The sequence below is a fragment of the Providencia sp. Me31A genome, from assembly GCF_050487165.1.
GTDB lineage: Bacteria > Pseudomonadota > Gammaproteobacteria > Enterobacterales > Enterobacteriaceae > Providencia.
Window position 1 is genome coordinate 211,908 of the sequence record NZ_JBKQGZ010000003.1, and the last position, 23,811, is coordinate 235,718.

17 protein-coding genes are annotated in these 23,811 nt (G+C 36.9%); 6 read left to right on the forward strand and 11 right to left on the reverse strand.

The features are described 5' to 3' along the window. Positions 1 to 9: 9 nt before the first annotated feature. Entirely contained in the window at positions 10 to 1,539 is a 1,530-nt protein-coding gene (gene pntA / locus ACLPIE_RS03745) for a Re/Si-specific NAD(P)(+) transhydrogenase subunit alpha (protein ID WP_430259785.1), read from the reverse strand. Between the two features lie 390 nt (positions 1,540 to 1,929). On the opposite strand from pntA, the gene ydgH reads away from it, so the two are divergent. Both ydgH and ACLPIE_RS03755 read left to right on the forward strand, forming a co-directional pair. Continuing rightward, complete coding sequence (gene ydgH / locus ACLPIE_RS03750) at positions 1,930 to 2,880, forward strand: DUF1471 family protein YdgH (protein WP_430259787.1); 951 nt, start codon at positions 1,930 to 1,932, stop codon at positions 2,878 to 2,880. Between the two features lie 352 nt (positions 2,881 to 3,232). Beyond that, positions 3,233 to 4,573: a basic amino acid/polyamine antiporter gene (locus ACLPIE_RS03755; protein ID WP_430259884.1), complete on the forward strand. Its 1,341-nt coding sequence runs from the start codon at positions 3,233 to 3,235 to the stop codon at positions 4,571 to 4,573. Between the two features lie 274 nt (positions 4,574 to 4,847). On the opposite strand, the gene hrpA is transcribed toward ACLPIE_RS03755, so the two are convergent. Continuing rightward, positions 4,848 to 8,747, reverse strand: coding sequence for an ATP-dependent RNA helicase HrpA (hrpA, locus tag ACLPIE_RS03760; RefSeq protein WP_430259789.1), 3,900 nt, complete (start codon positions 8,745 to 8,747; stop codon positions 4,848 to 4,850). A gap of 299 nt (positions 8,748 to 9,046) precedes the next feature. On the opposite strand from hrpA, the gene ACLPIE_RS03765 reads away from it, so the two are divergent. Then, positions 9,047 to 9,190: a hypothetical protein gene (locus ACLPIE_RS03765; protein ID WP_430259791.1), complete on the forward strand. Its 144-nt coding sequence runs from the start codon at positions 9,047 to 9,049 to the stop codon at positions 9,188 to 9,190. 156 nt (positions 9,191 to 9,346) lie between these two features. Here the strand turns inward: ACLPIE_RS03765 and ACLPIE_RS03770 are convergent, their stop codons facing one another. The 3 genes from ACLPIE_RS03770 to ACLPIE_RS03780 are packed head-to-tail and all read right to left on the reverse strand — an operon-like array spanning position 9,347 to position 12,498. Further along, the gene (locus ACLPIE_RS03770) at positions 9,347 to 9,676 is read right to left on the reverse strand and encodes a YdbL family probable chaperone protein (protein WP_430259793.1); all 330 of its coding nucleotides are present in this window, start codon (positions 9,674 to 9,676) and stop codon (positions 9,347 to 9,349) included. Then, positions 9,673 to 9,885 (reverse strand): YnbE family lipoprotein, encoded by a 213-nt coding sequence (locus ACLPIE_RS03775; RefSeq protein WP_430259886.1) that lies wholly within the window; start codon positions 9,883 to 9,885, stop codon positions 9,673 to 9,675. The genes ACLPIE_RS03770 and ACLPIE_RS03775 overlap by 4 nt, the downstream gene beginning before the upstream one ends. Before the next feature lie 12 nt (positions 9,886 to 9,897). Continuing rightward, a complete protein-coding gene (locus ACLPIE_RS03780; protein ID WP_430259795.1) occupies positions 9,898 to 12,498 on the reverse strand; it encodes a YdbH family protein in 2,601 nt (866 codons plus the stop codon). Positions 12,499 to 12,732: 234 nt separating this feature from the next. Here ACLPIE_RS03780 and ACLPIE_RS03785 point away from each other — a divergent pair, with 234 nt between their 5' ends. Both ACLPIE_RS03785 and ACLPIE_RS03790 read left to right on the forward strand, forming a co-directional pair. Next, positions 12,733 to 13,731, forward strand: coding sequence for a 2-hydroxyacid dehydrogenase (locus tag ACLPIE_RS03785; protein ID WP_430259797.1), 999 nt, complete (start codon positions 12,733 to 12,735; stop codon positions 13,729 to 13,731). A 16-nt stretch (positions 13,732 to 13,747) separates the two neighbouring features. Continuing rightward, positions 13,748 to 14,185, forward strand: coding sequence for an META domain-containing protein (locus tag ACLPIE_RS03790; RefSeq protein WP_430259799.1), 438 nt, complete (start codon positions 13,748 to 13,750; stop codon positions 14,183 to 14,185). Between the two features lie 56 nt (positions 14,186 to 14,241). On the opposite strand, the gene grxB is transcribed toward ACLPIE_RS03790, so the two are convergent. Further along, entirely contained in the window at positions 14,242 to 14,880 is a 639-nt protein-coding gene (gene grxB / locus ACLPIE_RS03795; RefSeq protein WP_430259801.1) for a glutaredoxin 2, read from the reverse strand. 856 nt (positions 14,881 to 15,736) lie between these two features. Between grxB and ACLPIE_RS03800 the strand changes: the two genes are divergently transcribed. Beyond that, on the forward strand, positions 15,737 to 16,039 hold the full coding sequence (locus ACLPIE_RS03800; RefSeq protein WP_430259803.1) for a helix-turn-helix domain-containing protein: 303 nt from the start codon (positions 15,737 to 15,739) through the stop codon (positions 16,037 to 16,039). Between the two features lie 190 nt (positions 16,040 to 16,229). On the opposite strand, the gene ACLPIE_RS03805 is transcribed toward ACLPIE_RS03800, so the two are convergent. From ACLPIE_RS03805 to ACLPIE_RS03825, 5 genes are all read right to left on the reverse strand, one after another. Beyond that, positions 16,230 to 17,249, reverse strand: a complete 1,020-nt coding sequence (locus ACLPIE_RS03805; RefSeq protein WP_430259805.1) for a fimbrial protein — start codon at positions 17,247 to 17,249, stop codon at positions 16,230 to 16,232. Further along, a complete protein-coding gene (locus ACLPIE_RS03810) occupies positions 17,240 to 19,720 on the reverse strand; it encodes a fimbria/pilus outer membrane usher protein (protein WP_430259807.1) in 2,481 nt (826 codons plus the stop codon). The genes ACLPIE_RS03805 and ACLPIE_RS03810 overlap by 10 nt, the downstream gene beginning before the upstream one ends. 9 nt (positions 19,721 to 19,729) lie before the next feature. Further along, positions 19,730 to 20,431 carry a fimbrial biogenesis chaperone gene (locus ACLPIE_RS03815; RefSeq protein ID WP_430259809.1) on the reverse strand — a complete coding sequence of 234 codons (702 nt, stop codon included), beginning with the start codon at positions 20,429 to 20,431 and terminating at the stop codon, positions 19,730 to 19,732. A gap of 124 nt (positions 20,432 to 20,555) precedes the next feature. Continuing rightward, positions 20,556 to 21,152, reverse strand: a complete 597-nt coding sequence (locus tag ACLPIE_RS03820; RefSeq protein ID WP_430259811.1) for a fimbrial protein — start codon at positions 21,150 to 21,152, stop codon at positions 20,556 to 20,558. Positions 21,153 to 23,160: 2,008 nt separating this feature from the next. After that, positions 23,161 to 23,370 carry a hypothetical protein gene (locus tag ACLPIE_RS03825; protein WP_430259813.1) on the reverse strand — a complete coding sequence of 70 codons (210 nt, stop codon included), beginning with the start codon at positions 23,368 to 23,370 and terminating at the stop codon, positions 23,161 to 23,163. Positions 23,371 to 23,811 lie beyond the last annotated feature (441 nt).

The window sequence follows — 23,811 nt, forward strand, 5'->3', positions numbered from 1 at the left end:
AGTTACCCCTTATCCTTTACGAAACATTTTTAACATGCGCTGAGTTACAGTAAACCCACCGAATATATTGATACTTGCGATCAATATGGCAATAAAGGATAAGAAGCTTACCCAACCACCACTACCAATTTGGAGTAAGGCGCCGACAACGATGATCCCTGAAATCGCATTAGTCACTGACATCAATGGGGTATGCAACGCATGAGTCACGTTCCAAACGACGTAATAACCAACTACGCACGCTAATGCAAATACGGTAAAATGCGAGAGAAACTCTTTTGGCGCTGAATTTGCAAACCAGCCAAATAGAATAATGGCCAATGCCATTAAGCCGTATTTCACCATTGGCGACATCTTTTTCTCAGGAGCTTTAACTTTTTCCACCGCTTGCGGTTTCGCCTGCGGTTGAGCAGATACCTGAATCGGGGGGGCAGGCCAAGTGATTTCGCCTTGTTTAATTACAGTAACACCACGGATCACAAGATCTTCAAAATCAATGTCTATTTCACCATTTTTCTCTTTACAGAGTAACTTCATCAAATTAACAAGGTTTGTCCCGTATAACTGTGATGATTGTGTCGGTAAACGACTTGGTAAATCAGTATAACCAATAATTTTCACACCATTATCCGTCACTACCAATTTATCAGCTTGGGTTAATTCGCAGTTGCCACCCGTTTGAGCCGCTAAGTCGACAATCACACTCCCCGGCTTCATTGATTCAACCATTTCTTTAGTAATCAATTTAGGCGCAGGTTTTCCTGGAATAAGTGCCGTCGTCACAATGATGTCAACGTCTTTTGCTTGTGCAGCAAACAGTTCCATCTCAGCCTTAATAAAAGCTTCTGACATCACTTTCGCATAGCCATCACCACTGCCCGCATCTTCCTTAAAGTCTAATTCAAGAAATTCAGCGCCCATACTTTGAACTTGCTCTTTTACCTCTGGGCGTGTATCAAATGCACGAACGATAGCACCTAAACTTCCTGCTGCACCAATAGCAGCAAGCCCTGCAACACCGGCACCGATAATCATCACCTTCGCTGGAGGAACTTTACCCGCAGCAGTAATTTGCCCGGTGAAGAAACGTCCAAATTCATGTGCAGCTTCAACAATCGCTCGATACCCTGCAATATTTGCCATTGAACTTAATGCATCGAGAGACTGAGCACGCGAGATACGCGGTACTGCATCCATTGCCATCACATTGATATTACGAGCTTTTAAAGCATCCATTAGTTCCGCATTCTGAGCCGGCCAAATGAAACTCACCAGTGTAGCCCCCTCTTTGAGCAGAGGTATTTCGTCTTCCTGTGGAGCATTGACTTTAAAAACAATATCCGCTGCAAATGCCGTATCACGATCAACAATCTCAGCACCTGCTTGTTCGAATGCTACATCATCAAAACTTGCTAAGTGACCCGCGTTTTGTTCTACACAGACAGAAAAACCCAACTTAAGTAGTTGAGTGACTGTCGAAGGTGTAGCAGCAACACGCGCTTCATTGGCAAGTCGTTCTCTTGGTATACCAATACGCATAATGTTCCCTTTTTAAAGCCCAAAGTAATGTTGTTAATAAGGTGTTTGCTAAAATAATGGCCATTCTCACAGAGAAAAATCTTATTTTGTGCATAAAACAGATTTTTAATGTACTAATAACCTACTGAAAATATGCTTCTTGATCCATAATTGATCACGATTCTTAGACAGTAAATGGAATTCACAGTGAAAATCTTAGTTTTAGGTCAATAAAATACTGGATACTTTAAAAAATCTGGTAAATTTAACTAGTCAACAATTATTTATTTCTGATAAAAAGAAAATCTTGAGACAACAGGTTCGGTTACGTGTAATAATCACGTACATGTGATACAACTAAGATTCAGCACGTTTATAATAAATAAATTGCGCAAGGCGGAAGGATTTTGTATGAAGCTGAAAACTACGGTCATCGCAGCCGCGGTGTTATCATTAACTAGTATAACTGCTACTCAGGCGGCTGTTGAATTGACGCCAAAACAGGCTACTGAATTAAAACCTTATGAGCGTATAACAGTTACCGGGCGCTTTAATGCTATTTATGAAGCTTCCGATGCAGTCTCCCGTAGGGCTGATAAAATGGGAGCGTATGCCTTTTACATTCAAAGCCTTGATGATATAGGTGATAGTGGCAACATGCGTGTTGTTGCTGATGTCTATGCAAAAGATGCACCTAAAGTTGACGAACAAAAGCGTCGAGTCTTTGGGGGTGTTGAGGAAATGTCAAAAACTGATGCTGCACAGTTCGAACCGTTCGATACTGTCACCGTAAGTGGTTTTTACCCTTCTCAACCCGACCTTTATGAAGCGATTGCAAAAAAAGCACTCGAAAAAAATGCAGCATCATTCTATGTTGTTCGTAATATTGCAATGAACGATGGTGGAAATACTTTAGCGACGGCGTACATCTATAAAAAAGATGCTCCAAAACGCCAAGTGCTTAACGAAGAAGCGGTTATTCCTGCAGATTCAGAAGCAGGTCGTGCATTATTAGCTGAAGGTGGCGAAGCAGCTAAAAAAGTTCGAATTCCGGGCGTTGCATCTTCTGAAGAACCCACGGTCGCGGTTGGGCGCTTCTTTGAAACATCAAGCAGCCAACCTGGTCGTACCAGTGTGACTTTGCCAAGTGGTTATGTTATTGAAGAAATTAATAAAACCGCTGCTGCACAAATGGTTCCATATGACTCAATTACATTCTCTGGGTATTACACCAATACACCTGAAGTACGTTACCAAATCGCAAAACGTGCTGAGGCTAAAGGTGCTAAATATTTCCATATTACAAGGGAATGGCAATCAAATGGTGGTAGTGTTACCATCAGTGCCGATTTGTTTAAATAACAAACAATACATTAGTCTAAAAACCAGCCCTCTCCGGCTGGTTTTTTATTTCCTGCATATTTCTTTCAGTTTAGCTTCTGCACATTTTCTTAATTTTTATAATAATCTGAAAGTGAATAAAACATCTCCTAAAATGCATATTTTCCCATTGCATATCTATCATTTCATTCGTAGAATCCACACTCTAAAATTCTGATAGTCAATCTCTCTATCTTTTTAATGGCTGTCAGTCAAACTAATAACCCAAATGGCTACTTTAACGTCATTTTAACTTTTGATTTCTGAACAATCAGGATTTACATTGAAAAACACTTTAAGCCTTACCGCATTGACTGCACTGGTTCTAAGCTCGATGGTTGGTGCTGGTGTATTTAGCCTTCCTCAGAATATGGCTGAAGTTGCAAGCCCGTTAGCACTAATTATCGGTTGGTCAATTACGGGTGTGGGTATTCTTTTCTTAGCATTTGCATTGCTATTACTTTCTCGCATACGCCCAGACCTTGATGGCGGTATATTCACTTATGCAAAAGTTGGTTTTGGTGAGTTAGTTGGCTTTTGTTCTGCATGGGGATATTGGTTGTGTGCCGTGGTTGCTAACGTTTCCTACTTAGTGATTGTCTTTGCTGCAATTAGCTTTTTTACTGATACTCCCAATAACATCATTTTTGGTGATGGTAATACATGGCAAGCGTTAATCGGTGAATCCATATTATTATGGTTTGTACATTATCTCGTTCTGCGTGGCGTACAAACCGCTGCGGGGATTAACAAACTTGCGACAATGGCAAAGCTGATCCCTCTAGCTTTATTCATTGTTCTCGCTTTTTTGGCATTTCAATTGGATATCTTCAATGCCGATTTTAGCGGTATTGAATTCGGTGTCCCGGTTTGGGAACAAGTCAAAGATACTATGCTCATTACTTTGTGGGTATTTATTGGTATCGAAGGTGCCGTTGTCGTTTCTGCTCGTGCTAAAAATCGTCGAGATGTCGGCTTAGCGACTGTTTTTGCTGTTAGCTCAGCCTTAATTATCTATATTCTAGTTACGCTATTGTCACTAGGTATCATGCCACGTGGTGAACTCGCTGAAATCAAAAATCCATCTATGGCACCGTTAATGGTTAACCTGATTGGCTCAAGTGGTGACATCATTATTGCAGCAGGCCTTATCATTTCAGTATGTGGTGCTTACCTAAGTTGGACCATTATGGCTGCCGAGGTTCCTTATATTGCAGCACAATACCAATCCTTCCCGAAAATCTTTAATAAGCTGAATAAAAATGATGCCCCTTCATCATCACTGTGGCTTACCAATGGCGCTGTACAGCTTTCCCTCGTCCTTATTTGGCTCAGTGGCAGCAATTACAATACATTGCTTACTATCGCTTCCGAAATGATTCTAGTTCCCTATTTTCTGGTCGGTGCATTTTTGATGAAAGTGGCATTTGAACGTCACAATAAAGCCCTACTTGCGGTTGGTTTTATTGCCAGCATTTATGGGTTGTGGCTCCTTTATGCCTCTGGATTAATCAATTTACTCTTATCTGTGGTTCTGTATGCCCCTGGCATTTTAGTATTTTTCTACGCACGCCAGCAGCAAACAAACCAAGTGCCGTTAAAGGTAATTGAAAAAGTGGCCGCATATCTCATCGCAATTGCCGCAGTACCTGCTCTTTACTACTTATTTGTTTAGATTTCAGTAGGGCTTAGTTTGCAATAGGACTAAGCCCTACCCTTGTTATTTTTGCCTTTCTTATTAAATTTTTCCTCGATCTGCAACCACACAGATGCTCTCTTCCCAAACTAGTTGAAAATACTGTTGTACGTGCACGGTGCTAATAAAAATAATAAACCAGATAGTATGTTGTAACTAAAATGTATAAAATGAACGTCTTAACTATCAATAAAACTAGATAAAAAACGCTTCATACCGCTAAGTATGAAACGTAATTAAATAAATCAGCCAGCTACAGTTGTTGTGACAAGCTTTCCATTGTCTGGATGATACGTTTGTCCGAGATTGGATATGGCGTTCCTAATTGTTGAGCAAATAGGCTGATACGTAATTCCTCGATCATCCAACGAACTTCCTGTACTTCAGATAGATTTTTTTGAATGGGTGTTAACTTCGCTAACCATTGTTGCCACATGTTCTGAACATGTTCTACTTTATTCATTTGAGAACGGTCTCGGTTAGGGTCAATTGCCACTTTTTCTAACCTGCGCTCTATTCCATTTAAATAGCGAAGAATATCAGGTAACCGCTTCCAGCCATGAGTGGTAACAAAGCCTTTAAACACTAAATTATCCATTTGCGCTTTAAGATCTGATAATGCTAACGCCATCGAGAAATCAACACGTCCTTTTAGACGCTTATTAATAGCAAATACAGCCGTTAATATTTGCTCAACTTGTTTCGCAATATTGACTACAACATCATTTAGCTCGGCACGCGCAAAGTCTTTCAACTTTTCAAATTGCTCTTCATTCCAAACTGCCCCACCAAAATTTGCAATTATCTGATCAACACCACAAGTAATACAGTCATCGATTAACTCCAACACTTTGCCATAAGGGTTAAAATACAAACCCAGTTTTGATTTATTGGGTAGTTTTTCATGCAAATATTTGATTGGCGAAGGAATATTCAGTAACAATAATCTGCGTACACCTCCCCACATAGCTTGTTGCTGTTCGAATTCTGTTTCAAAAACGCGTATCCCAACGCTATTTTTTTCATCCACTAAAGCGGGATAAGCTTTAACTGAATACCCACCTCTTTTTTGTTCATAGCGCTTTGGTAACTCACCAAAACTCCAAATATGCAAGCCATGCTGCTCAATGCCATCATCAACAACTTCAGAAAGTGTTTCTTGCACTTTTTCCTTTAGGTTATTTTTTAACGCATCAAGATCTTGCCCTTCTGCAATGATTTTGTTTTTATCACCCACAACCCGATAGGTCATTTTTAAATGTACAGGTAATTGGTCTAATTGCCATGACTCACGTTCAACAGTAACGCCTGTCATGCGGCGTAATTCACGTTCGAGTTTATCCAGCACACTGCCTTCAGGTTCAGGTACTCGCTCAAGGAATGCGGATGCATAATTAGGCGCTGGTACAAAGTTTCTTCTGATTGGTTTAGGCAATGATTTTATCAACGCAACAATGAGTTCATGACGTAAACCCGGCACTTGCCAGTCGAACCCAACATTTTGTACCTGATTTAAAATAGCCAAAGGAATATGAACCGTGACGCCATCAGCATCTGTTCCTGGTTCAAATTGATAGCTTAAACGGAACTTTAGATCGCCTTGATGCCAGTAATTAGGATAATCAAGCACAGAAACATTGCTTGCATCCTCTTTAATTAGCATGCTTTTTTCAAAATTAAGTAGGTCAGACTGTTTTTTAGATGCTGTTTTCCACCAGTTATCAAAATGACGAGAGGAAATAATATCATTCGGAATCCGCTGATCATAAAATGCAAATAACGTTTCGTCATCCACTAGGATGTCGCGTCGTCGTGATTTATGCTCTAGATCCTCAACTTCAGATAAAAGCTTCAGATTTTCTTTAAAAAATACGTGACGTGTTGTCCACTCCCCTTCAACTAGGGCATGGCGAATAAATAATTCACGACACAATAATGGGTCGATGTTGCCATAATTTACTTGCCGTGCAGTCACAATAGGCAAACCATATAAAGTCACTTTTTCTGATGCCATTACAGCACCTTCAGATTTTGACCAATGCGGCTCGCTATAGCTATGCTTTGTTAAATGCTCAGCTAAAGGCTCGACCCATTCAACATCAATAGATGCGGCGATTCTTCCCCATAGTTTCGAGGTCTCAACAAGCTCTGCCACCATTGCCCACTTAGGCGGTTTCTTAAACAAACCAGAACCAGGAAAAATGGTAAATCGAGCGTTTCTTGCCCCTGTAAACTCTGGTTTATCTGCATCTTTTTGACCAATATGAGAAAGTAATCCCGCTAATAATGATACATGAATACCCCGAAAGTCGGCTTCAGAGCTATTAATTGCAAACCCTTGCTCTTTGACAACTTGTCTAAGTTGGGTGTAGAGGTCTTGCCATTCACGAATACGTAGATAATTCAAAAAGTCCTGCTTACACATTTTTCTAAACTGCGCATTGGAAAGTTGTGTTTGCTGTTCTTTCAAATAATCCCATAAATTTAAGAAAGCCAAGAAATCCGATTGTTTATCATGGAAGCGGCGATGTTTTTCATCTGAAGCTTGTTGCTTATCTAGCGGCCTCTCTCTTGGATCTTGAATCGATAGAGCTGATACGATCACCATCGTTTCCCTAACTGCACCATGTTTTCTCGCTTCAATCACCATTCGTGCTAAGCGGGGGTCAACGGGCAGTTGAGCTAACTGGCGACCAATATCCGTCAATTGATAACCTTTATCGGCTTGTTTATGTGCTTTAATTGCCCCTAATTCTTCTAACAATTTTACGCCATCTTGGATGTTACGCTTGTCAGGTGCTTCGACAAATGGAAATGCAGAAATATCACCAAGGCCAATCGATGTCATCTGCAAGATAACCGATGCTAAATTGGTTCGTAAAATTTCAGGATCGGTAAAATCAGGACGGGAAAGAAAATCATCTTCTGAATAGAGCCGAATACAAATACCATCAGAAACACGCCCACAACGCCCTTTTCGCTGATTTGCTGAAGCTTGCGAAATCGGTTCAACAGGTAAACGCTGTACTTTTGTTCGATAGCTGTAACGGCTAATGCGTGCATAACCAGTATCAATGACATATTTAATGCCAGGTACTGTCAATGAGGTCTCTGCAACGTTAGTTGCTAGAATTATTCGTCTTCCACCATGAGGATGGAAAATACGGTTCTGCTCACTATTCGATAAACGCGCAAATAAAGGAAGAATTTCTGTATGACGCAAAGAGAGCTTAGATAAAGCATCTGCGGTATCGCGTATTTCGCGCTCACCACTCATGAATATTAATATATCACCATTACCTTCATGAGATAATTCATTCACAGCATCAATAATACCGTCAATTTGGTCGCGATCATTATCGTTATCATCCCCTATAATTGGGCGGTAACGCACCTCTACAGGATAAGTGCGGCCAGAAACTTCGACAATAGGCGCATGGTTAAAGTGTTTTGAGAACCTTTCTGGATCAATCGTTGCTGAGGTAATGATGACTTTTAAATCAGGCCGCTTAGGTAATAACTGGCGCAAATAGCCCAAAATAAAGTCAATATTTAAGCTTCTTTCATGTGCCTCATCAATAATGATAGTGTCGTATTGCAGGAGTAATTTGTCATTTTGCAGTTCTGCCAGCAAAATCCCATCGGTCATTAATTTGACCTGAGTTGTTTCGCTCACTTGATCGCTAAAACGTACTTTATAGCCAACATTAGACCCTAATTCACATTCCAATTCCTGAGCCAAACGCGTGGCAACTGAACGCGCTGCAAGCCGTCGGGGTTGAGTATGGCCAATATAACCGAAGACTCCCCTACCGAGTTCTAGGCAAATTTTAGGGATCTGCGTCGTTTTCCCTGAACCTGTTTCACCAGCAATAATAACCACTTGGTGTTTTTTTATAGCCTCTAAAATAACCTCTTTTTTCTGACTAACAGGAAGGTTGTCAGGGTACACAATTTTCGGTGTATTTAGCTGCTTAATCGCTACTTTTTGCTTAGCAAGCTCAATATCTGCTTTGATCATTTCAAGCACCGCAGAACGCGATTTTTCATCTTGAATTTTTGCCGCACCATGAATTCTTTTTTTCAGCAACCATTGGTCACGCAATGACGTTTGCCTTATTTCAGCATTTAATGCTGTTAGTGTGGATTTCACGCTTTAAACCCTTATTTCTAATATCTTATAAGTAATGATAGTCAATAAACTTCGCCATGTTTGGATGGGAAATATCATATTAGTTTTTACTTTTTGTTATTACATAAGAAATACCATCAAATTTTTTGAAGTTATCTACCTAATTTTCTTTTTACCAATCATTTATATATCACGTGTTATTGTACTTAAAGCGTAATTTATAAATTTGAGGAATATATAAGTAAAATATTACTATTGAAATCAAGCATTCTGTCTGACTACTCACAAAGCAATAAAATGGCAGATTACTTTATTCTGCAATGGCGGGGAAAAAACCAACGGATTCTGTTACTGTACGTGATCTCGTCAATGAGCCAATCCCTGCGATTGACGGTGAAATTTTAGCAGCTTTTAGGCCTAGTGACACCAAAACAGAGCTGCGACAAGCACATTTGAACCTATAGAATTTATTTACGCTGAAAACACTGCGTTAGGAACTGATTGTGTTGCTCAAGCTCATCAGTAAGCGCGACGACATATAGGCTCTGTAATAGCCTAAATAATTACCTAAAAAACTAAAACTATCCTTGGCTAATTTGCGCATCTTCTTCAGGCCTTTTTTATTTCTTTTGCAACCATTGGCCATTTATTCCACGAACATATTCCCCCGTGTTTGCTCTCTCAACCAGTTTTTGACCAGCTATCCTAGCCACATCATTTGTTTTTAAATTATTTTTTGCCGCTATTTCACTGTATTTTTTTTCACGTTCCTGATTAATTTGATTAGCCAACTTTACTGCATCTTGATTAGCGCTGTTTATAGGGGCTAAATATCCAGATAATGTTTCACCTAATAAGCCTGTACCTTTAGCTTCATCCAGCGTTAATGCGACCACGGGAAAAGTGCTTAAAAATGAACACAGCACTAAAAGTTTTATTATCCGATTCATTTTGCGGTTACCTCCCCAAATAGGTCACTATTTTCTTTGAGTAACTCTTCTACTTGCCTATCTGCCTTTATCTGTATTTCATGTTCAATTTTAACATTCATATTAATGTTAATCGGCTTGTCAGGTGTAGCAACCTCAACACGTAAACAGGCAGACAATAATAAAGCTATTGTGACAGCCACACTGACTTTTAATATTTTCACGTTGATCCTTATCGCCTATTATAAATTTTTTTCTAACCACTCTTCTAAAGAGCTACCAAATCGTAAACTACGCCACAATTGAAAAATATTTTCTTCATGCTGATAGTTCAAATGAACTTCCCGCTTTTTCTTTCCTTGCGTGTTATACCCTTCTAAGATTGTTTTCATCGTTAATAACCCAAGGTTAGTAATATTAACATCTGTACGGCTGCGCTTTATTTCTAAATACTGCAACCATCCCATTGCCGACCCCGCAGAGATATTATCCTTTTTAATAGAATCAACAAACTGAGTATCTAACCTTAATGTTAATGGACCGCGATTTTCCATCCAGCCATTTCTTACTATCCATTCTGGGTTATTTAGATAAAAAGGCAGTTCACCATCAACTTTACCAGAAACAGCAAATTGGGATACCTTTAGTATGCTAAATAGCTGGCTAAGCTCGATTTGTTTTAATTTAATTGTAGCAGCTTCAGTTTGTGGCCAACGTAATAAATCCATTGAAACTTCACCACCCAACATTTTAAAGCCGACATTTGTAAGTTTCAGTGGTGTCCTATCTGTTGGAGGATATGTCCCTGATAAATCTGCTTTAATATCTATAAGCTCAAATAAATTGTTCAATTGTTTAATACGTAACGCTACCGGAGTTTTTTCACCAAAAGTCCACGTACTTTGCTTTAAGCGCCAAGGTAAGACAAAATCTAAACCCGATAGCTCACCATCTTTTAGCCAAAGACTGGTATTTTCTACCCGCCAATGCCCACCCGCAATGAAACCATCTTCAGGTGTTATTGAAAATGCTGCTTGAGAAAAAAGTTTACCCTGTTTTAATTCAATCCCAAGATCGGCTGGAATTAACGTTTGAAATGCGGTTACTGATTGTTCCGGCCAACGTGCTTCACCTCTTAACCTTTCGCCATCCCAACGACTAAAAATAACAATGGGTCCAACGTCCTTAGTACTTAGATCCCCTTTTAGTTGAAAATCTGTAGGAGATTTGCCTTTAATATCTGCATTCACAGTGATTTTTGGTAAATAACTTTCAGCGCCAAATTGCATACGCTCACTAATCAATTGCACCGAACCATTAAAAGCAGCTTTATTCTGACCCCGTTGCCACATCAAAGGCCTAGTTAATTGCAAGCGAGGGGCATGCATTGAAAGTAAACCATACTCTATTTGGTTAAACCCTGTAGTTAAGCTATTCAATGTGATCAGCGTATCTTGCCAACTGCCATTACCTTTAATATCCCAATTAGCGGAAAGTGATGGGAATGTGGCATTTCCCCAGTAATTCCAAAACCATTTGCCATTATCTAGCGTAAAATGGTTTGCTTTACCATCTAAGTGAATATCAAAATCCCCCCAATACTGTTCTTTTACTTTAAGTATTGCTTGTAATCTACCTGAAATTCCTTCTTCACTTAGCGACGTTCCTGCAAGGGGTAAACGAATTTCTCTAAGTTGAATTGTAGGGGATACCCTACCGTATGCTCGTAATAATGACCCCGACAAAAATGAAACTTTCGCTGCCGATAATTGACCTGATATTTGAGCTGGTAAATTAATATCCAACACCATCTCATCGTATTTAATTTGGCCATTTAAACGAAAATTTATTACTGTATTTATTAAATCAAGATGTGTTTTTGGTAAGGTCAATACAAGATTTGCTTTGCCTTTTTTAGCCTGTGTGAGCATATTCAAGCGACCAGAAAAAACCATGTCACTTAGCGGATGATTCCAATTATCAATCTGAAAACTTAAACCACCTTGTAAAGGAATACCTGCATCGTTCCACTGCCATTTTCCCTGAGAGACTTGAATAGTTACAGGCGTAACTTTCCATGGAAGAGAAAGTATTTCTTGCTGTTTTTCTGCGTCAGTTATTTTTATTTCGCCTTGACTATCTTTCCAGCTAAAATTTGCTTTTAATAATTTTTCGGGATTCAATAATTTGAAACTCGCATTTAGCTCCCCTTTTTCTGGCAGTTGATCTGCTATAAGTGGAAGTTGGATATCCCCTGACAATTCTATTGTTTGCTTTTGTTCAGGTAAAAATGCTGAAAATTCTTCAATAACCAATTGACTTTCAGTATCTATGAATGAAGATAATCTTAAATTATTGCCCCTAAAATCAAATTGTAGCGGATTTTCATTGGTATGCCTTAACCATATACTCCCTTGATAATCACTCCAGGGTTTAACATCTATATTTTTAATAACTAAGGAAAAAATAGGCATACTGCCTAACAATTCATCAATGTTTAATGCTGCTGTACTGTTGGTTTTTGAAGGTTCAATCGCACTCATACATTCAGGAGAGGCAATCAGGTCATCGATATTCAAGTGTAGTGGAAACAGTGAAACCCGCGTGTTTTTTAATTTTACAAGCTCACAACTCTTTACACTCAAACTAATCACACTAAATTGTAACTGCCCACCAGCAATTCTAGGCGCTGAAAACGAAAGTTTAGTGGGCTCAGGAAGGTAATGTGATGCAACAATAGGGGCCCAACGAGAAATAGTCATCCATAATAACGCTAATAGAGCAAAACTACCTCCCAAACAACAGAGTAATATTTTGAATGCTCTTTTCATTAACAACTGCATTAACCGCGTCCTTGTTTCATTTGTACCCTATCGCAAGTGATGAATTTATAATCAATTATCACATTAACCCATTGTCTAATAAACATAAACTATATCTGATTGTAATCAGATGCCTATTTTCTTAATTTATAGGTGATTTACAATCTTAATTGTCTTATTCTGAGTTCATCTTTTGTAGGTACATATTTTCACCTACGCTTATGTTATTGGTTCCTAAAAATTGGAGTCCCTCAGATGAAAATAGTTTCTTATAGTACCAAACAGTATGACCGTAAGCATATGGAACAGGTTAATCAACGTTCTGGATTTAATTTTAGTATTGAATATTTTGATTTCCCACTGACAGTTCAGACAGCAAAAAATGCGATTGGTGCTGATGCTATCTGTATTTTTGTTAATGATGAAGCTAACCGAGCGGTTTTAGAAGAACTGGCTGCACTAAATATTCGGATTTTAGCTTTACGATGTGCGGGTTTTAATAACGTTGATTTACAAGCAGCTAAAGAACTCGGTATTCAAGTTGTCCGAGTCCCAGCTTATTCTCCAGAAGCCGTTGCTGAACATGCTGTTGGCATGATGCTATGCCTAAACCGTAGGATCCACCGCGCTTACCAACGAACCCGCGATGCAAACTTTTCCTTGGAAGGTTTGACAGGCTTTAATATGCACAATCGTACCGCAGGAATTATTGGTACAGGTAAAATAGGTCAAGCGACATTACGCATCCTTAAAGGTTTTGGTATGCGATTACTCGCTCATGACCCTTACCCAAACCAAGCAGTACTTGACCTTGGTGCAGAATATGTCGACTTAGAAACGTTATATGAGCAATCTGATATTATTTCGCTTCACTGCCCTCTGACGACAGAGAATAACCATTTATTGGATGAAAATGCATTTAGTAAGATGAAAAAAGGAGTAATGGTCATCAATACGAGTCGTGGTGCGCTTATAGATTCAGTAGCCGCGATCAATGCACTAAAATCACAGAAAATTGGTTCTTTAGGCATGGATGTGTATGAAAATGAGCGTGATTTGTTTTTTGAAGATAAATCTAATGACGTCATACAAGATGATGTTTTTCGCCGTCTTTCTTCATGCCATAACGTGTTATTTACTGGGCACCAAGCATTTTTAACGGAAGAAGCGTTAACCAGCATTAGTCAAACTACGCTAAATAATATTCGCCAGATTAGCGATGGTGAAAACTGTCCTAACCTTGTCAGTGCATAAGTTGGACAACTAAACAATGAAACGCCTAATCCCACTTAGTATTTTGGGCTTACTATTAGCAGCTTGCCAAACTCACAATGTTAATGCCAGAAATGATGATCAAGATCTTGAAAAGAAACTAATGCACCACCGTTTTGTCCTAACCGAAGTTGATGGTAAAGAGATTAAAGATAAGCAAACAACACCATTCATCTCTTTTGGTGAGAAAATGTTTGTTTCTGCATCTATGTGTAATGATTTCAATGGATTTGGTCATATAAACAGCACTAAAATTACTGTGAAAAACCTCAATAAAACCGAACTTGAATGTGTTGATGAGGATTTATCAAAATGGGATCTGCTGATAAAACGAATGCTAGCTGACGGTGCTACTATTACCTTTAAAAACAATCAATTGGTAATGATACAAGGCCATTACAAACTTGTTTACACCCTACGTGATTACATGAACTAGCGAGTTACTTCTCCTTCCGCCTCTTTAAAGAGGCGGTTTCAACAGGCAAACTCGTTCTATTTTGCTTTGTCAAACAACAAATTAATATTTGTCGCTTTAGCAACACGTTCCATATAGTTTCGAATATTTGTACTAAATGATAAATCAGCCACAATACTCAAGCTACGCAACGTTGGAAATATAATAAAATCATCTAGATTAAATACTTCTTCTCGTATACCTAGCCATTTATCTAATAATGACATTTGCGGTTCTAACTCAATCAAGAGTGTATGAGTCTCTTTCTTTAGTTCCTCAAGTGAACCATAGGACTTAGATGTTCGTTCAATATATGCTTTTCGTGCTTCTGCTGTGCTAATTTCAGGAAAGTCCGTTTCAGTAAAATAAGGAGCCACCAATTTATAGACAACGGAAGATACCGCTTCAGACCAATGTTTTATTTCCGGAGAAATTTGTCCAATCGCATATTTGGGCTCACTGAGTTGATCGACATAATGAACAATATCTAGACTTTCAGGTAAGTAGCTACCATCTTCCTTTTGTAAGATGGGTAGCATTTTTCGTCCAATCATGCGAGTGGGGGTTTCTATATCATTGTCAAGCAAGACAATTTGTTCTACTGCTAACTTTTTCAAGCCGAAAATCATTCTCGCTCTCACGCAAAATGGGCAATGGTCATAAATATAGAGTTTCATTGTTAGCCTCACTAGTTAAGGAATAAAAAACAACACCATTTACAGTTTACTTTAAGGAATTCATTTATGGAGTTTAAACAACTTTGTTACAAAAGGCGATGATGAGTAAGCTTCCAGATCCTATTGCTATTATTCTTTTAGGCCAGTTTGAGACACTTGATGTTATGGCAGCCTAGAGCCAAATGAGCGCATGATAATAAATTCTATATTTCATCAGGGGTTGTACAGACATTGATTAGCATCACAATTTGTTAATGACCTTTATGGATCAACTGTAGTGAAAGATATCGTATTAGGAGTAAAATATATTTTGAATCAGGGCCCTAATAATAATCACTTGAATAAACACTCACATAGATTAATTTAAAAAATTAATTAATTTAATTGTAAATGTTAAATTAATCAAGATTAAAATCAACAATTCACAACAACAAATCAAAACATTATATTAACATTAAACACCCTCAATTTAACGCATAAAACCATTAAAAATGTTTCTATCATTCATTGTTTTTTGGTTTAAAACCCATTATCTCTATGATATATAAAGAATTAATTCGACTCTAAATTTTGTTTTCGAATTAATATTTTTAGTAATTAACTAATATAATTCACTCTCATTAATTAGTAATCGTATTGCGAGTAGCTATTAAGTAAATAATCGTGTTTACTTTACGATATAATCCCACAAGATAAATAATGTTATTCTTATTTGCTTAATTTTTATAAATTTAGGTTTTAATCATAATTATGACCATTAAAACTTTTAAATTACTTTGTTTTTTAATATAGTATTACCTGTAAAGTCGAATAAAAATATTAAATAATAACCCTTCAGACAAATCGAGGATGTCATATGGACATTCATACTATAATCGGTATAAAAATAAAAAACCGAAGAAAAGAACTTGGCCTGTCAGGTTCCAATTTAGCAAATAAATTAAATTTAAGTCAGCAACAAATATCTCGCTATGAGAATGGTATAAATAAAATACCTATTAATCACTTGGTTGATATTGCTGAAGCACTAAATTGCCCTATCGAATGGTTTTTCCAAGGTTATACCAGTGAACTTAAAAACAAACACAATGATAAATTTGATAAAATAAATAAAGAGCTACAGTACACGGCAGAAAGCGTCGTTATTAGCGAAAAATAGCACTCAATGACAAAAGACAACATATAACCGCATGGTTTTGTTGTCTTTTTATTTATTCTAAATATTTTATTATTAAATAAAAACAAAAAAGCTAACTGATTAAAAGTTAGCTTTAATTTTTGTCAATTTATAATTAAATATTTAACTTATGGTGTAGTTAAAATAAAATAACATCATACGTTTAGATAAATCAGTCATACGTAATATTAAATACCATTTGAGAACGCACCTCACCTGCAGATATTTTTCCAGCATATTGGTAATAACGAGCAGTATAATTTAAGTTTATCTCACTTTGTTTATTGTTAAATATTCTACCTAAACCATATTTCTTTTTGAAAATAAGTTCTTTTCGGCTATCTCTTTCTAAAACTTGAATACCAATTCCTTTCGCTGGGCTTGAAGTACTTAAATTAACAAGAACCCCTTTCCCTGCTAGCCCTTGTGGCTCGGTTCCATCAAATGTAATTGCAACATTCGTATACCCTGAAACACTGACTCCACCGTCGCACATCAACGTTAAGTCAAAATTCTTCTCCCCTGCGGTACTACCTATTCGAGTAAATTGCGTTCTATTGACAGGTTCAAGCGGAATGTTTTTTTCTCTATCACCACGAACTTTACATGATGCCGAGGAAATTGTAATCGCATCCGCATTTAGATAGCTAACCAATACAGGGTTGCTTTTATCAAACCCATATCTCGTGTATTTTCCTGACGCAATACTGCCAGCTCCAGTTTTATCTGCGGTTTTGATTAATTGTAAAGTAAAAACAGAGTCAGCCAAGTAAACGCTCGTTCCCCCCCAGCCTGGTCTGCCAGAACCACTTACAGGGTAGCTAGCAGGATACGTAAACCTAACTGAACCACCGCCTCGTTCAAATCGCATCCCGATTCCCGGCACGTTAGTCTGGTATACTTTGTTAGAATTTGGAATTAATGTTAATCCCGGCATAATTACTTCAGCATCTAAATATGTTGTCCCTGCATAACACGTGGCATAAGACTTTCGCTGAGGATCAGTCATCGTATAGGTTTTTTGTGCAATAACCGACCATTTTGGAAGGTCTGGATCAACCACGATACGCCCCATTTCCATATTAAATTCATAAGTTGCAGTTGGAGTCCGTACACATTGTGCTGAAGCATAGCCAGTTGAAAGTAATATCCCTATGCCTAAATACCAATACCCTTGCTTCATTATTGACATAGCTTATCCTTACTTTCTGTTGATAATGAGAAGGAACACTCGCCACCATCCCACCGAATAATTGCTCGTTTTGCTTCATCTGTATTGATGAACACTGAACCCCCTTGGCCAACTGTACCAATTGATTCACCGGAATCGTCCATAACATTTGCACCAAATGGCAATGGCTTATTACCGTCTCTCACCACGTTATAAACGATATTTTTTTCTACTTTAGTGCCAAATTTCACTTTAACAACACTACCTTCATAAGGCACAACTTGAGATGAGGTATTTTCAAACACAATATCCTCTGGGCTACCTTTGGCATCAATTTCCACATTATTGATACGGTATGGGCGAACATAAGGAGCAATGGCATAACCATTGCCATCGATTTTCGTACCTTGAGCTCCCATAACAGATGCACCTTCAGCACCTTTAGCTTCAATTAATGCAACTGTCGTCGAGATATTTGGTGTTAATGTCATACCACCAGAGTGAGCGACAACTGAACCATTTGCAGCAACACCATACTGACGATAACCCTGGCCTTGGCTATAGTTTGCACTTGTATTCACTTTTGAAGTTCTATAATTGGTATTTAAGCCAAAGTTTTTCTCACCACCATTAGCAACAGAGGTGTTTACACCATATGTCCAATTATTTTCACGATCGAACGCACCATTCGCGCCTATTTGGCTAGAACCAAAAGACTCATTGTTAAATGTCGTATATGACGAAATAGTGGTACTATTTTGGTCACCAAAATACAGAGGAAAACTTACATTTAAACTAATACGGTCATCTTTCTTATTACCGTTATTTTCTGCATACACTCTCATGAGTGATATTCCATAATTAAAACGGTTAAAGCTATTGTTGTAACTGAGTTGGTATTGTTTTTCTGTTCCTGATTTATCCCAATAACTAGATATCCGTCCAGTAAAATACAGGCCACCATAACTTTCAGGTAAATTTTGGTTAATCGTATAACTAAAGCCATTTTTCTCACGGCCTAGTGTGCTAGCTATACCACGTTTATCATCGTCAATTGCTCGTATTGCAGTATTCACGCTGTAATAATCTTTAGTAGAATAACGATAAGCCGCTAATACTAAGTTAGTGTCTGTTTGGGTGAATAGACGGTTGAAAGTTAATCTATAACTTTGTCCGTTATAGGTATCATGACTGAATACAGTCCGAGATTGCGTTAAGTCGATAGCAACAGCCCCGAAACCTGTATTAATACCAGAACCAACTAGATAAGCTTGGTAGTCATCAAATGCGGTTACACCACCATAAACGGTAAAAGTATTATTTAAACCGTGTTGTATTGTACCTTGCATCACAAATGGTCTATTTTTTAAACCATCAGTATCAGCTTTACCAGCGGATACTTGATAACGAGTAAACCCGGGACGTAATAATTGTGCTAATGATGAATATGGCACACTAAATGTCGTTTCGCTGCCATCTGCTTCTTTAACAGTAACAACTAAGTCATTACCGTAACCAGACGGGTAAACATCCGTTAAATTAAATGGCCCCGGAGATACTGTCGTTTGGTAGATTACAGAACCATTTTGTTTTACCGTAACCAATGCATTACTTTGCGCTACCCCTCTAATTTCAGGTGCATAGCTTGTCATACCATCCGGGTACATATTGTCATCTGTTGATAACCTTGCTCCCCGTAAACCAACACTGTCAAATAAATCACCATCTGTATAAAATTGACCAGCTGTCGCTTTTGATTTAATTGACGCAATTGGCTTTTGCAGATAAGTTTGATTACTATTCCAATTAGTTCCTGTTTTACGTTGCCAAGTTAAATTACCTTGATGTTTAAGCAACCAACCATCATAGCTTAAACCTGCATTTAATCCGACATAAGCGCTAGAATCGTTTCTACCATGCGCCCCACTTGTATGGGTATCATAGTAGTTAGCCATATATCCTACATTCAGAGCAGGAATACCCTCATCCCAGAACTGAGGCGATACATACCCTCTTGACATCCTTTGCTCATAAATTTGTGGAACAGAGATATCAAGACGTAATGTAGATGGTAAAAAAGTATCCGAAATATCTTTTTGATTGTTCCATTGTTCCAATGTTAAACAATCCGAACTATCTGCTTTAATATTTGGATTTAACTTTTCAATATTAATGCCAAAGTCAATGAGCATTGATGGGGTGTAGCAAACACCTAATTTGCCATTTTCTTTCTGGATAAAATCGAGATCGTAGCGTCCCTTCCAATTATTATTGGTATAAACATCTACAGAATATATTCCAGGGGAGATGCCTGACTCATTAAATCTTTTTAAATCAATATGTTCTTTACTACCAATAATAAAACCGCTATTAAATTCGTAATCGCTCTCTTCTTCACCCCATGCCGTGAATGAAGGGATCATGCAAATAGTGACAAAGCAGGTCACAGAGAGTGTATTGCTATACTTATTGTTTAACTCTCGCTGTTTCATTATATATTCCTATTTTGCAATTAATTTAACTGCAATATCTGAACCGTAATCATTGATGTTATTAATTACAACGCTATTGCCAGATTTTATTGCTTGAGATAATTCAACTGAGGTTTGATTTTTAGGTTCTAATAAAATTGTCTTTGAGTTTAAACCTGTTTTTCCATCAGTAGATATTTTAGTAATTGTAATAAAGTATGGCGTTGGGTTTTCAATAACGATATTTTTACCATTAGCTTTAATAATTAATTCTTCTGGCGCTAATTGACGGTTACCTAATCCCTCTGGGCGATATAAAAATTTAAACCTAGAGCGGATTGCTAACTGTAATACATTTTGGCTTTGCCCATCTTTTGTCTTAGCCGTTGGCGGAATATCTAGAATATTCAACCACCATAAACTTTCTCTATCCTGAGGAACACTCGCTTTATCCATTAATTTAATACGAAGTATCTGTCCACCCTTTGCCTCAACACGAGAAATTGGCGGGGTAATTTGAAACGGTGTTTTTATTGTGTCTGGTGTCTCTGAGGCATCACCATTATCAAGCCATGCTTGCGCTACTGCTGGACGTTCAGATGTGTTATTTAATTTTACCGAGATCTCTTTTTCATCACCGGGATAAATAAAACGAGTACCATTAACAATAATGTTATTGGCAAGCGAAGATACACTGAATATCAAGCTGCATATAAAAATAATAGCTTTCATTGGAACCTCTAAAAAATAAAAGCGGCAGTATTCCTACCGCTTATTTTGTAATACTAGTTAAAATTAGAATTATTAAATAATGCCAAGTTAAATAGCATTAATATAAAATCAACAAAGTGATTTATTATTGGTAAGTGATTTCGTAAGTAGCGTAGCTTTTAACTTCACCTGTTGTAACTTTTGTTGGTGTCGAAGTAGCATAACCAACGTAATATTGGAAACGAGCGCCATTATCTAAGATAGAAGTTGCATCTGCCGCTGGAGTGGTACCTGGAATGATCTTAGTTTTCATGTCTGGATCATTTGAGCTAGCCAGTGCTAATTGAATATTTTTCGCACCCGTTGTTTCAGTGTTTGCTAAGTAGCCCAATGAGTTACCACTAGCACCTTCCAGAATGTTTCCACCAACCCAAGTTACTTTAAGTTTGTCACCTTTGACATAATCAGCGCCCGTTGCAGCTGCGCAGTTAGTCACATCGATAACAAATGGTTTTGCTTTTAATAATTTATCTGCACCGCCACTTTTAACTTCATCGATAGAGATAGGTGCTAAGTAAACACTTGCATCGCTACCTTGACCATCGACAGAAACAGTACAAGAAACATCAGTTACTTTACCGTGGAAATTAACTAAACCGCCACCAACGTTCGGGGTTTCTGCGTTAGCTGCTGATAAACCAATAATTGTTGTTGCAACTGCAGTTAGTAATACTTTTTTCATTTTCATTTCCTAATATGAGATTTTTTATTCATACATTTAAAAAGACTAATTAAGCTTTTGTTATGCTTTTAGGTAAAAAATGAAAATAAGAGGTTAATCGCACATAAAGTACGATTACTATTTCTCGTTCCATTTTGAACCATTTGTATTAATGCAAATAAATATATTTCTTAATTAGTCCTACTTCGAATTTTTAATCATATGCTCTATATGATTTCGGAGAGAGAATACATAATAACTTAAGTTTTATTAAATCGTTTTTTTCATCACTTATTTATTTTTTGATAGTTGCAGCCTATTAAAAATGATCTATTGATTGAGTTGCTTGATTGGGAAAATTAACTAAATTACTCGCATAGCGACTTATTTTTAGATTATTATCTAATATATTTTATTTATTATTAAAATAATATTAAAAATATCAAATATGAAAGATTTACATAAAATGATAAAAACTATAAAAATGACCAAAAATGACTTATTTATTAATATTTAGATACTTTAAGTTTCAAAATAACAACAAAACATATCAATTAAAGATAATCTTATTGTGCCAGATACATTAAATAAATTAATCATTTAACCGTGGAATAGATATTCCGTCTAGATTTTAAAAAAAAATTAAATATCGAATTATTATTCTTACCACTAAAAAACACACCTTATGCGTAAAAGATTATTTTTATTTTGACAGTGAGCTTTAGTCATTATTAAGTTGATTGTTTTGATAAAATAACAACACATATATCTTCTTTAAGTGAGATTTACAATGGATTTCATGAGGTGAAAGTAAAAACAATAGAGAAAGTAGTGATAAAATCGCAATATAATTCTCTATTCATTCAACTTTATAGTGACGTGAAAATTTAAATATTGGTTAGTGCAGATGAGCCTATGTTAGAAAAAATTATCATTAATTTTGACATAGGATAAAGAAAAGCAATTAAACCCATAAAGTGTAAGCGGTTCTAGATCAATTTTCCTATTTTGTAACCCCATGAAAATAGTCATATTTTCTTAAAACGAATACTCAATAAAAATGTGATCCACGAGTCCTTTTTTATCATTAAGAATATTCTTAAATTTAAAATGTAATGTAGTAAAGTGTGAACTAACACGTAAAGTCATCATTAAAAGATGTATTTTATACTCTTGCTTTTCAAATTTTGAACCAGTTTACCCTCTTTTAAACAATTCAACCGAGCGAATAACCCCCATATTGTTATCATTTTCATAACATAAAGTAGCTATTTATATTTTAGTACCAGAATTTGACAAGTATGAGACATAACGAAAAAAAATATTTTATATCAATAATTTATTATTGAGCGATCTACCATCTTTACAAAATCAATATGCACTTGCAAAAATGCTATAAAAATCATCAAAAAATTAGCCTTGCCCCATAATTTCTTGTCTAAACGCTTCGGTTACCTTTTAATTCGCTTACCTTAAAAATAAGAGATACGTTGCGCACTAACTTAATATCGGCCAATAACTTAAAATAATTAGTGAATAAATTGATTTGTTGCACAAAGAATTGCCAAGCAAAAAAACTCAAAATTTTTTTGCTTGCTATATAGAAGATAGGGGATAGGGGAAAATGAAGTGAAGTGGCTTAAGAATGATTCTACAACATGAATCCCCCTCTTCTACGTTCTCGTTTGAGAGGAAATACAACAACCTACTCGCCCACTTAAGGAGTCAGTTATTTCTAACTTCCTACTCATTATTTCGCAATACTCTGAAGCTAAAGTGACTATCCTAACCGCTGATGGTGTTGATTCGCTCCTTTAACAATAGACCCTGTAATAACACTTATTACCATGACAACTATTCATTTTTATACCGTAGCTTATGGTTCAAAATAGTTTAATAAGACAATTATCACAGATGATAATGCAGGATGGCTAATTTATAATAGCCAATTTGCTCTGAAACGCATCGTTCTTCCTGCATTTTAGCACCATCAATTTAAAACGCTTAAATATACCTACTTATACTTATTTTATTTGCGCTTTTTTTTATCAAAAATAACAAGTAAAACACCACAAACTGCAACCAGCAAGCTGCCAATAATATAGTTCTGGCGATCAAACGCTAAACCGGAATCAGTAATTGTTTCCCCATAAACTATGGGAATACCCACATCCATATTATAAGAAATAATTGCGGTAATCAGTCCTATAATTGTCAGAACAACCCCGAACGTTTTCATATTGCGCCCTTCATTTGTGGTTATTAAAAAATATGTTAGCGAACTATTTTTATAAAAGCAAAACAAGTGCTCATAAATTATACACTAGTTACAAAATCAATAAATTCACTGTAATAATCACAAGTAAGATGACATATAGGAAAATAATTAAATACTGACTCATCATATTATGATGAATTTCATCAAATTTGAGGCTGACCCATAGATAATTACTAAGTCCGTGATAAACGATAAAATACGCTGGAATTGACGATACCCACAGAGAATGACTCATAAAAATATGAGTATCGTTTATCAAAATAAAACGAAGAAGAGAGTTATTTAAAAAGTATAAATTACCATCATGGCGTACCCACTAAACCATTCAAACAGTGATATAGCCTTAGGAACAAAAATAAGATCAATAAGCGTGAACAACCCAACTGCTGGTAACGATATATC